The following is a 12,181-nucleotide window of genomic DNA, read 5'->3' as shown; positions in this document are numbered from 1 at the left end:
ACTCCCAATGGCAAGGTGGATCGTAAAGCATTGCCTTCTCCTGATGCGACGACTCGTAATTTGGCTAACAGTTTTGTCTTACCCCGCAATCCGATTGAAGCCCAACTTACTCAAATTTGGAGTGAAGTTTTGGGACTGGAACGCATCGGTGTAAAGGACAACTTTTTTGAATTGGGAGGACATTCTCTCTTGGCTACCCAGGTTTTATCAAGAATTAATTCAGCCTTTGGACTTGATCTTTCTGTGCAAATTATGTTTGAATCACCAACGATCGCGGGCATTGCGGGTTATATTCAAGCGGTAGATTGGGTCGCCCAGGATCAAGCCGATAGCTCGTTAAATCATGAAAATACTGAGGTAGTGGAGTTCTAAGTTATGACGAAAAAGATTGTTGAATTTGTCTGTTATCTACGGGATTTAGGCATTACTTTAGAAGCTGATGAAAACCGCTTACGCTGTCAGGCTCCCGAAGGAATTTTGACCCCAGCACTCCGTCAAGAAATTGGCGATCACAAACTGGAATTATTACAATTTTTACAATGGGTCAAACAGTCTAAAAGTACCGCTCATTTGCCTATTAAACCTGTCGCTAGAGACGGTCATTTACCCCTGTCTTTTGCTCAACAACGTTTATGGTTTTTACATTATCTTTCCCCTGATAGTCGTTCCTACAATACCCTGGAAATATTGCAAATTGATGGGAATCTCAATCTGACTGTGCTAGAGCAGAGTTTGGGGGAATTAATTAACCGCCATGAAATTTTTAGAACAACATTCCCCACTGTTTCAGGGGAACCGATTCAGAAAATTGCACTTCCTAGTCGTTTTCAGTTAAAAGTTGATAATTATCAAGATTTAGACGAAAATGAACAATCAGCTAAAATTCAACAAGTAGCAGAATTGGAAGCAGGACAAGCTTTTGATTTAACGGTGGGGCCACTGATTCAGTTTAAGCTATTGCAATTGAGTCCCCAGAAGTCGGTGCTGCTGTTGAAAATGCACCATATTATCTATGATGGCTGGTCTTTTGGGATTCTGATTCGGGAATTATCGGCTCTATACGAAGCATTTTTAAAGAACTTAGCCAATCCTCTCCCTGCGTTGTCTATTCAGTATGCAGATTTTGCGGTTTGGCAACGTCAATATCTCTCAGGTGAGGTCTTAGATAAACAACTCAATTATTGGCAAGAACAGTTAGCAACAGTCTCTCCTGTTCTTACTTTACCAACGGATAGACCCCGTCCGGCGATACAAACTTTTCAGGGAGGAGTTGAGCGTTTTCAACTGGATCAAAATGTCACTCAAGGTCTTAAAAAGTTAGGTCAAGATCATGGCGCAACCCTGTTTATGACGTTGTTGGCCGGTTTCGGCGTTTTGCTATCTCGTTATAGTGGTCAATCAGATCTGCTGGTAGGTTCTCCGATCGCTAATCGTAATCAAGCAGCGATCGAACCTTTAATTGGCTTTTTTGCTAACACTTTGGCTTTAAGAGTTAACTTATCGGAAAATCCCAGTTTTTTAGAATTATTAGAACAAGTTAAACAGACAACTTTAGAGGGTTATGCTCACCAAGACCTACCCTTTGAGATGTTAGTAGAAAAGCTACAACTTGACCGTGATTTGAGCAGAAATCCTTTAGTACAGGTAATGTTTGCGCTACAAAATACCTCTCAAGATGATTGGAATCTTTCAGGTTTAAATATTGAAAATTTATCCTTGTCAGTGGAAGCAACTGTCAGATTTGATCTGGAAGTCCACTATTGGGAAAAGCCAGAAGGTTTAGAGGGGATTTGGCTCTATAGTAGCAACTTATTTGATGCGACTACTATTCAGAGAATGGGACAAAATTTTCACCACTTAATCAAAGAAATTATTACCAATCCTCAAACCAAGGTTAAACAATTACCATTGTTGACAATGGCAGAGATTCATCTATTATCATCTTGGAATGACACTCATGCTGACTATTTAGCAAAACAGTTAACTTCAAATAAGCCCCAATTATCTATCTATCAGTTAGTTGAAAAACAAGTCTCATTAACGCCTGATTCTGTAGCAGTAATCTTTGCAGATCAACAACTAACCTATGCAGAACTGAATGAGCGAGCTAATCATTTGGCTCATTATTTGTGTTCTTTAGGAGTAAAAGCTGATTGTCTAGTCGGTTTATGTGTCGAGCGTTCCTTAGAAATGGTAATAGGAATTTTAGGCATTCTGAAAGCGGGAGCATCCTATTTACCTCTTGACCCCGAATATCCGATGGAACGTTTAAGTTTTATGGTAAAAGATGCTCAAATTTCTGTGCTATTAAGTCAAGAGAAACTTGTGGAAAAACTGCCTGAATATCAAGCAACACGAGTTTATTTAGATAGGGACTGGCCCACTATCGCTGAGTTTAGTCGAGAGAATTTAAATCTTGAGGTACAGCCCCATAATCTGGGTTATGTTATCTATACTTCTGGTTCAACAGGACAGCCCAAAGGGGTGATGATGGGTCAACTAGCCCTGTGCAATCTGATTCTTTGGCAATTGCAAAATACGACGGTTACTAATGAGGCTAAAACGCTACAATTTGCACCGATTAGTTTTGATGTTTCCTTTCAAGAAATTTTTGCCACTTTGTCTGCTGGAGGAACATTAGTTTTGATCACAGAAGAACTAAGACGAGATACTTCCGCCTTATTAGATTTTCTGGAAAAGCAAGCAATTGAAAGGCTATTTTTACCCTTTGTTGCTCTACAGCAATTAGCAGAAGTCAGCGTTAGTCGTAAATTTTGGCTAAGCAGTTTACGGGAAGTAATCACAGCAGGAGAACAATTACAAATTACACCAGCGATCGCTGCTTGGTTTAGAGACTTAGAAAATTGTACTTTACACAATCATTATGGTCCTTCAGAAAGTCATGTTGTTACCAGTTTTACCCTGACAAATCCAGTAGAGAATTGGCCGCTTCTTCCTCCCATTGGTCGTGCGATCGCCAATGTCCAAATTTATATTTTGGATGCCTTTTTACAGCCGGTGCCGGTGGGAGTGTCAGGAGAGTTATACATTGGTGGAGTCGGGGTGGCAAGGGGCTATTTAAATCGTCCTGAATTAACAGCGGAAAGGTTTATTCCTAATCCTTTTGATCCCCCCCTAACCTCCCTTGATAAGGGGGTAGAGCAGCCGTCAAATTTGTATAAAACGGGAGATTTAGCTCGTTATTTACCCGATGGCAATATTGAATATTTAGGACGCATTGACAATCAGGTAAAAGTTCGAGGTTTTCGCATTGAGTTAGGAGAAATTGAAGCGGTTCTGAGTCAATGTCCCGATGTGCAAAATACGGCGGTGATTGTCCGTGAAGATACTCCTGGCGATAAACGTTTAGTTGCCTATGTGGTTCTTACTTCTGACTCCCAGATAACTACTAGCGAACTGCGTCAATTCTTGGCTAATCAATTACCCGCCTATCTTGTTCCTAATACCTTTGTTATTTTAGATGATTTGCCCCTAACCCCCAGTGGCAAATGCGATCGCCGTTCCTTACCGCTTCCTGATGATCAGACCAGAAAAAATATTCCTAAAATTGGCCCGCGTAATTTAGTGGAATTACAATTAGCTCAAATCTGGTCAGAGATTTTAGGCATTAATAATATTGGTATTCAGGAAAACTTCTTTGAATTAGGCGGTCATTCTTTATTAGCAGTCAGTCTGATCAATCGTATTGAACAAAAGTTAGATAAACGTTTACCATTAACCAGTCTTTTTCAAAATGGAACCATAGCAAGTCTAGCTCAATTACTAGCGCAAGAAACAACTCAGCCAGCCTCTTCACCGTTGATTGCTATCCAGTCTCAAGGTGATAAAACTCCATTTTTTGCTGTTCATCCCATTGGTGGTAATGTGCTGTGTTATGCCGATTTAGCTCGTAATTTAGGAACGAAACAGCCGTTTTATGGATTACAATCATTAGGGCTAAGTGAATTAGAAAAAACTGTAGCCTCTATTGAAGAAATGGCGATGATTTATATTGAAGCAATACAAACTATTCAAGCCTCTGGTCCCTATTATTTAGGAGGCTGGTCAATGGGAGGAGTGATAGCTTTTGAAATCGCCCAACAATTATTGACCCAAGGTCAAGAAGTTGCTTTACTGGCTTTAATAGATAGTTATTCTCCCAGTTTACTTAATTCAGTTAATAGGGAGAAAAATTCTGCTAATTCCCTAACAGAAGAATTTAATGAAGATCTCAATATTGCCTATTCTTTCATCAGAGATTTAGCAAGTATATTTAATCAAGAAATCTCTTTCTCTGGGAGTGAACTTGCTCATTTTACATCAGACGAATTACTAGACAAGTTTATTACTTGGAGTCAAGAGACGAATCTTTTGCCGTCAGATTTTGGGAAGCAGCAGATTAAAAACTGGTTTAAAGTTTTCCAGATTAATCACCAAGCTTTGAGCAGCTATTCTCCCAAGACGTATCTGGGTAGAAGTGTTTTCTTAGGAGCGGAAGACAGTTCTATTAAAAATCCTGGTTGGCATCAAGTAATCAATGACTTGCAATCTCAATGGATTAGCGGCGATCACTACGGTTTAATTAAAAATCCAGTCCTCGCTGAAAAACTCAATAGCTACCTAGCCTAAAACTTTCAAAAAGACCTGATTATTGTTTAAAATGAATGATCGTTCACCGGTCAGAGGACAAGTATGACAACCCAAACAGCTTCTAGTGCCAATGCCCTTGCTTCCTTTAACCAATTTTTAAGGGATGTAAAGGCGATCGCCCAACCCTATTGGTATCCCACTGTATCAAATAAAAGAAGCTTTTCTGAGGTTATTCGTTCCTGGGGAATGCTATCACTGCTTATCTTTTTGATTGTGGGATTAGTCGCCGTCACGGCTTTTAACAGTTTTGTTAATCGTCGTTTAATTGATGTCATTATTCAAGAAAAAGATGCGTCTCAATTTGCCAGTACATTAACTGTCTATGCGATCGGATTAATCTGTGTAACGCTGCTGGCAGGGTTCACTAAAGATATTCGCAAAAAAATTGCCCTAGATTGGTATCAATGGTTAAACACCCAGATTGTAGAGAAATATTTTAGTAATCGTGCCTATTATAAAATTAACTTTCAATCTGACATTGATAACCCCGATCAACGTCTAGCCCAGGAAATTGAACCGATCGCCACAAACGCCATTAGTTTCTCGGCCACTTTTTTGGAAAAAAGTTTGGAAATGCTAACTTTTTTAGTGGTAGTTTGGTCAATTTCTCGACAGATTGCTATTCCGCTAATGTTTTACACGATTATCGGTAATTTTATTGCCGCCTATCTAAATCAAGAATTAAGCAAGATCAATCAGGCACAACTGCAATCAAAAGCAGATTATAACTATGCCTTAACCCATGTTCGGACTCATGCGGAATCTATTGCTTTTTTTCGGGGAGAAAAAGAGGAACAAAATATTATTCAGCGACGTTTTCAGGAAGTTATCAATGATACGAAAAATAAAATTAACTGGGAAAAAGGGAATGAAATTTTTAGTCGGGGCTATCGTTCCGTCATTCAGTTTTTTCCTTTTTTAGTCCTTGGCCCTTTGTATATTAAAGGAGAAATTGATTATGGACAAGTTGAGCAAGCTTCATTAGCTAGTTTTATGTTTGCATCGGCCCTGGGAGAATTAATTACAGAATTTGGTACTTCAGGACGTTTTTCTAGTTATGTAGAACGTTTAAATGAATTTTCTAATGCCTTAGAAACTGTGACTAAACAAGCCGAGAATGTCAGCACAATTACAACCATAGAAGAAAATCATTTTGCCTTTGAACACGTCACCCTAGAAACCCCTGACTATGAAAAGGTGATTGTTGAGGATTTATCTCTTACTGTTCAAAAAGGTGAAGGATTATTGATTGTCGGGCCCAGTGGTCGAGGTAAAAGTTCTTTATTAAGGGCGATCGCCGGTTTATGGAATGCTGGCACTGGGCGTTTAGTGCGTCCTCCCCTAGAAGAAATTCTCTTTTTGCCCCAACGTCCCTACATTATTTTGGGAACCTTACGCGAACAATTGCTATATCCTCTAACCAATAGTGAGATGAGCAATACCGAACTTCAAGCAGTATTACAACAAGTCAATTTGCAAAATGTGCTAAATCGGGTGGATGACTTTGACTCCGAAAAACCCTGGGAAAACATTCTCTCCCTCGGTGAACAACAACGCCTAGCCTTTGCTCGATTGTTAGTGAATTCTCCGAGTTTTACCATTTTAGATGAGGCGACCAGTGCCTTAGATTTAACAAATGAGGGGATTTTATACGAGCAATTACAAACTCGCAAGACAACCTTTATTAGTGTGGGTCATCGAGAAAGTTTGTTTAATTACCATCAATGGGTTTTAGAACTTTCTGCTGACTCTAGTTGGGAACTCTTAAGCGTTCAAGATTATCGCCTTAAAAAAGCGGGAGAAATGTTTACTAATGCTTCGAGTAACAATTCCATAACACCCGATATTACTATCGATAATGGATCAGAACCAGAAATAGTCTATTCTCTTGAAGGATTTTCCCATCAGGAAATGAAACTATTAACAGACCTATCACTCTCTAGCATTCGGAGTAAAGCCAGTCGAGGGAAGGTGATTACAGCCAAGGATGGTTTTACCTACCTTTATGACAAAAATCCTCAGATATTAAAGTGGCTCAGAACTTAACTTTAAATGACTCTAAAAAAGGGGCGATCGCGCCTCTTTGAACTGAATTTAGTTTTTCTTGTGTTAAGTAGCTGATTATAAATAGGGTTGGCTGAATAAATGTGAAATGTAGGCAAGGTAAGGTTTTTGTGGCTTTTCTCGCTCCCACAGGTGCAAGATTTTGAGAGAATTGTGCTTCCAAACCTTGCGTCTTCATCGGCCCGCGTCCTGTAGGGGCGAAGCATTCGGGCAATAACCTATCGGTGAAACCGTAGATTTTCTATCCGAATGCTTCGCCCGTACTTTTTCAGTAAACCCTAATTAGGGTTTGGTTAATTTTTTAGTATTTTTGCTTAGGGTAAGTCCAGATATTCTTGTTCTGTTAGGGCAAATTCTGGATCAATGATTTTTACTTCATTATAGGTGAGTTGATAGAGTTTGTAAACTAATTTGTCTATGGCATCTGTGATTTTGGAAATATCAGCTTTTTCGTCTGCATTTCTTATTGAAATAATCTCTTTGACAAGTCGGTTAAGTTCTTTGTTGTTGGTGTCACAAAGGGGCGAGTTTCGTAAATAGATTGGTTTTATTTCATAATCGAAATATCTCTTTGAATAAAGCCAATTAAAAAGCTTAGAATTTAATATACCCAAAAGACCTTCAAGTGAATTATTGCCTTTTAAAATTATGTTTGAAATTCTATTGAGGTTATATTTTTTGTTATAATCAATCGAAGCAATTATTCTTTCCTTTAGAGAAATATTTCTTGTCCGCACAATTAATATTTTTGGTTCTGTAAAAAACTTTTCATCTGGCAAAGTTCTACCCAACTTGCCTTTGCTTTTTACAAACTCTTTGTCATACATTATGTAGCCTTCTGTCTTGATATTACCATATTTTGATACTCCCGTTCCTGGAACCATTGGATGGTATCTTTTATCAAGTTTTGTTTCTGATGTTAACTCGTCTTTTATATAACCTGTATTTATACCGACCCCAAAGTCATAACCCGTTTCAATTTTTGGAAAATTTGAGAGTAGTTTATTTACAATATTATATTCTTCGTCATTTAGTAAATAGTCAAATACTAAAAACTCATTTGACAAAAATCTATCCTGTTTCAGAGTATATGCTGGAGTTGTAGCCACATCAATTGGTTTTTGCGGATTAATTACGCTTGTTTTTTCACCATTGTATTTTAACTTCTGAAGAATATATATCGCAGAGTCTACTGTAGCTTCTTCAAACACTGAACCACCAAGCGGAACAATATTTTTAAGTGTGGAATTTTCTAAAAGAAACTTTCTTGTTTTGTCGAATGATGTTTGAAGAAGGAAAGATGAGTTAGTAATTAAAGAATTAAAGCCATTCTGTTTAGTGATTTTAAGTGATTGCTCAATGAAGAACTTATACAATTCATAATTACCTGATGTATTATAAAAATTACTGTTAAAATATTCCTTAACATTCTCAATGTCAGCATTTCTATAAACATAAGGAGGATTCCCAATTACAACATCAAACCCGATAAAATCACCATCATCATTCAACACTTCGGGAAACTCAAACCGCCATTCTAAAGCATTATCATACAGCCTACCGCTTTCAATATCTGCAATTTCAGCAGTTAGCTTGTCAATCTCATTATTTAACTTAGTTACTTTTTTCTCCCGCGCTTTTTGCTCCGTCTTAGTCTCCTCAAACAATAAACCCTGATTTTCCAGATTATAAAGTTCCCCTTGTAATTGACGTAACTTCACCTTCTTAGGATTACCGATTAATAAATTGGAACTAAAACCAGCCTTAATCTTAGCAATCAACGTTTCCATCTGCCGCTTTTGTTCCTTATTTTCCGCATTGCGATAAGTCTGTACCGCATTGCGATATTGCTCAATACTAAACTTCTGCTTCTGTAAAACCTGTTTAACATCCACATCCAAAGCAAAGCGACTAATCAAAGAATTACCACACTTGATATTAATATCAATATTTGGCAAAGTTTCTAAATTGCCATCCTCTCGATAATAAGCATTTTTTAAAAGCTCAATCCATAACCGCAAGCGACAAATCGTCACGGAATTAGGATTAATATCCACCCCAAATAAACACCCCTCGATAATCGTCTGTTTCTCATGAAATAAGGCTTGCTGTACCCGTTGCTTTTCTTTATTATTCGGATGATAAGCAAATAAATTCCCCTCATCATCATAAACCAATAACTTATCGTTTCGCACCTCTACCCGATAATCTTTTAGCGACTTACCCGAAGTATCTAATAAAACCCGTAACTCACTCTTAATCGCGATTATCTCATTCAAAGCTGAAACTAAAAAATGTCCCGAACCCACCGCCGGATCGCAAATCTTCAGGCTATTAATAATAGTATTCGCCTCTCTTTTATCCTCAATTCGTTCATATAAATCATCTAAACTTTGACAATTCCAGCCTTTTACTTCATTAAACTTCTGCACGATCGCTCGTCGTATCGTTTCCCGACACATATACATGGTAATAAAACTCGGCGTATAAAAAGAACCATCCTTATAACCATTAATCTTTTCAAAAATTAACCCCAACACCGAAGCATTAATTAACTTTTCGCTATCTTCTTGAGGATTTTCTAACTCATCTCGATCGAATTTATAAGCATCCAAAAACTCAAACAAATAAGCCAACGCATTTAACTCACCTACTCGCTTATTACCCTGATTATCTTTTAGCACCGTCGCTGTAAAAATGGGTAAAGTTCGCTCCCGCAAATTGCCAATAAAAATCGTTTGCTGTTCCGTCTCCGTTGGCTCAAATAACGAACTATTTAAATAAGGTACATGAGCAAAAGTCGTTTTAACCTTAGCCTCGCGCTTATTTGTCTCCCTGGCTAACACATCAAAAAACAAACTATCGAGATCATCATAACTGGGAACTTTCGCCAAATTGAGAAAGGCAAAATCTCGATCGCCTTGATGATATTTAATTAACTGCGCTTCCAATAGTTTGAGAAACAAAACCCGATTAATCCAATTAATTGATAACCGCAACGCCACATTATAAAGCCGATCCTCATCCGTAGTTCCAAACTCTTCTGGATTTTTTAATTGTGCAATTTTATCTAAACTATCCAACCGACTAATCGCATTTTCAATCAGGGAACCATCACAGCGATCGCCTGCTTTCATTGGTTTGATTAATTTCTTCCCTTTTTCCTTAATTTCCGTCAAACCGATAATATACAAAAGCTCATTATAAAAAGGCTTATTTAAAGTATTGCTATCATTAACAAAAGGTAACTTAAGTAAATGTTCTGGCGAAAGAATCTTGTAAATATCAAGCAAATCTAAATTTTCCAGTTCTCGCAGATCAAAATGAGTAAATTTAATTTGCTCAATAACTTTAGTGATTGCTGGTTCGGCAATTTGTTGATAGAAAAAATCCGTTTTCGTACTACTCAGTCTCCCAGCTTCAAAATCGCAAAACTGGTTAACTAGAGCCTTATTAGCAAAAAACAACTCCTCAAAAATCTTCGCATCGAAAATAAACCACTCATAAATATTTGTTACGATCAAGTGTTTAATCTCAAGATTTTTATCCGTCACCCTTTCGCGGAGAAAATATAAAACTAACTGCTGAAAAGCCTTAGTATTGAGATGATCCAGTCTTGGCATTTCTGCATTTATTGTCCGAGTAGGTTTCTTCGTCTCAAAAATGACCCCCACTGGACTTTTAACATCCTGGTTATTATGAATCACCAGATCAATGCGCTCTTTTGTATTGATAAAATAGCGATCAGTATAATAGGTATTTTTTAAAAAATCTATCAGCAAATTTTTATTAAACTCTTCCGACTTTTTGCTGTCACATTGCTCCAACAAGCGCGTCAAATTAGCTTGAAAAACCTGAATTGTTTCAGTATCAGGCTTAATTTTCAAGTACACCCGATTTAAGGCTTGCTTGAGTTCTCGCTTATTGATGATCATAAAAGTTTACCTCTAGGGAAACTACCGATTAATTTTATTATAGCATTGCCAAATGATCGGTTAAAATAGAAGGATAAAAGTTGCAATCGAGGTCAATCTGTAGAAGCCAAGAATTTCTAACAGCAATGGGGAAATAATCCCCCGTTAAGTTACGCTGTGACGGGGGGAGTATGTCACTGTTGCAATGCTTTTAAGAAGCGTCCCATAGTGGCAAATAAACCCGACTTTTTGGCTTTGTTAGCAGGATTAGAACTATCATCGGGATTATTGCTAGAAGCTTTCAGAATCAGATTTTCTAAAGCTTCGCCCATGGGTTTAGTGGATTGTTCAGAAATTAACTCGTAACCGTCTTCTTTTTCTAGCCAAACTTGCCACAAGGAAGGATAGGAACGATAAACGATCGCTGATTCCAAGGGACGAAAATAATAACAACTTTCTAGGATACTTAAAAATCTTTCTCGCAATTGTCGGGCTGCGTAACCGATACCCACCACCGATACATCTTCTAATTGAGGAATCAGAAGAACTACGGGGCGATCTTCGGCCAAGTTACAGAGTTTTTCTACGGAATTAATCTCCACCGAGGAGGGACAAACAACTAAAAAAGCTTCATCTTCGGGCTTAATTTTGTTTTCGACGGGAATAAAACGACTACCTAAATCTCCCAGTTGAAAAACTGTTTCTCCCCAATCCCGTCGAGCTAACATGGCGGCTCCGGTATCGGGAAAAATTACCCTTAAACCAGAACCATAACTGTCAAAAATAGAGGTAAAATCAAGGGCTAAAGCTTGCGCTTGTAGAGCAATTTCTGGGATAACTAATTCCACTTGTATGCGTCTAGCTCCCGATTCTAGAGCCAGTTGAGTGGCGGCTTTCGCTTGCAGGATCGTTTCTTCTAGGGAATTGGGTAGGGTCATTTCAGTTATCAGTTATCAGTTATCAGTTATCAGTGACTACCACTGGTCGTCGGTGGCTTAAAATCAGAAAGATTTTAATTTTTATAAAAGGTAGGGTTGATTCATGAATGAACCCTACGTCCTGTAGGGGCGAAGCATTCGGGCAATAACCTATCGGTGAAACCGTAGATTTTCTATCCGAATGCTTCGCCCGTACTTTTTGCCGCAAACCCTACTTAAGTTTAGATGAAGTATGACGATATCTGGCATCATCTCCAGCATTAAGATAACTCCTATAAAATACCTTTAGTTTTTAAGAAGAAAGTCGGTAATCGGGGAAAAGGTGAGGAGAGAAAGCTTAGGAAAGTTGATAGGAGCCGTGACGTTGGGCATAATAACCGAGAATTGCCGTGACCAGAGGGCGATCGCTTTCCTGAAAAGTCTCGGTATAGTTAATTTCTAGACTGCCGATCTGACTTTGGTGATAATCGAATTGTTGGAACTGCTGGGGAGTGAGATGGGTTTCCACACCCTGAACCTGTTGTAAATGGCTGGCTAATTCTCGATAGATAGCCAAGGGCATTTGGGGATAAATAATGGTTTGTTTTTGTTGAATAGCAATCGATCGCACGGGTT

Annotated in this window: 6 protein-coding genes; 3 read left to right on the top strand and 3 right to left on the bottom strand. The window is 38.3% G+C overall.

Annotated features, from left to right (window positions below; genetic code table 11):
* The 3 genes from H6G40_RS07800 to H6G40_RS07790 all read left to right on the top strand — a co-directional run.
* Positions 1 to 372 (top strand): phosphopantetheine-binding protein (locus tag H6G40_RS07800; RefSeq protein WP_242028726.1); only part of this gene is annotated, 372 nt, incomplete at its 5' end.
* Between the two features lie 3 nt (positions 373 to 375).
* Positions 376 to 4,629: a non-ribosomal peptide synthetase gene (locus tag H6G40_RS07795; protein WP_190537495.1), complete on the top strand. Its 4,254-nt coding sequence runs from the start codon at positions 376 to 378 to the stop codon at positions 4,627 to 4,629.
* 63 nt (positions 4,630 to 4,692) lie between these two features.
* Positions 4,693 to 6,696, top strand: a complete 2,004-nt coding sequence (locus tag H6G40_RS07790; protein ID WP_123231126.1) for an ABC transporter ATP-binding protein/permease — start codon at positions 4,693 to 4,695, stop codon at positions 6,694 to 6,696.
* 332 nt (positions 6,697 to 7,028) lie between these two features.
* Here H6G40_RS07790 and H6G40_RS07785 read toward each other — a convergent pair whose 3' ends face one another.
* The 3 genes from H6G40_RS07785 to H6G40_RS07775 all read right to left on the bottom strand — a co-directional run bounded on the left by H6G40_RS07785 (position 7,029) and on the right by H6G40_RS07775 (position 12,176).
* Complete coding sequence (locus H6G40_RS07785) at positions 7,029 to 10,649, bottom strand: type IIG restriction enzyme/methyltransferase (protein ID WP_190537493.1); 3,621 nt, start codon at positions 10,647 to 10,649, stop codon at positions 7,029 to 7,031.
* Between the two features lie 173 nt (positions 10,650 to 10,822).
* Positions 10,823 to 11,566, bottom strand: a complete 744-nt coding sequence (locus tag H6G40_RS07780; RefSeq protein ID WP_002734123.1) for a DUF1995 family protein — start codon at positions 11,564 to 11,566, stop codon at positions 10,823 to 10,825.
* 337 nt (positions 11,567 to 11,903) lie between these two features.
* Positions 11,904 to 12,176, bottom strand: a complete 273-nt coding sequence (locus H6G40_RS07775) for a hypothetical protein (protein WP_002734486.1) — start codon at positions 12,174 to 12,176, stop codon at positions 11,904 to 11,906.
* Between the last annotated feature and the right edge of the window lie 5 nt (positions 12,177 to 12,181).

The sequence above is a fragment of the Microcystis viridis FACHB-1342 genome, assembly GCF_014698335.1.
Lineage (GTDB): Bacteria > Cyanobacteriota > Cyanobacteriia > Cyanobacteriales > Microcystaceae > Microcystis > Microcystis ichthyoblabe_A.
The sequence above is the reverse complement of the archived record's forward strand: the minus strand, read 5'-3'. Positions and strand labels throughout refer to the sequence as shown.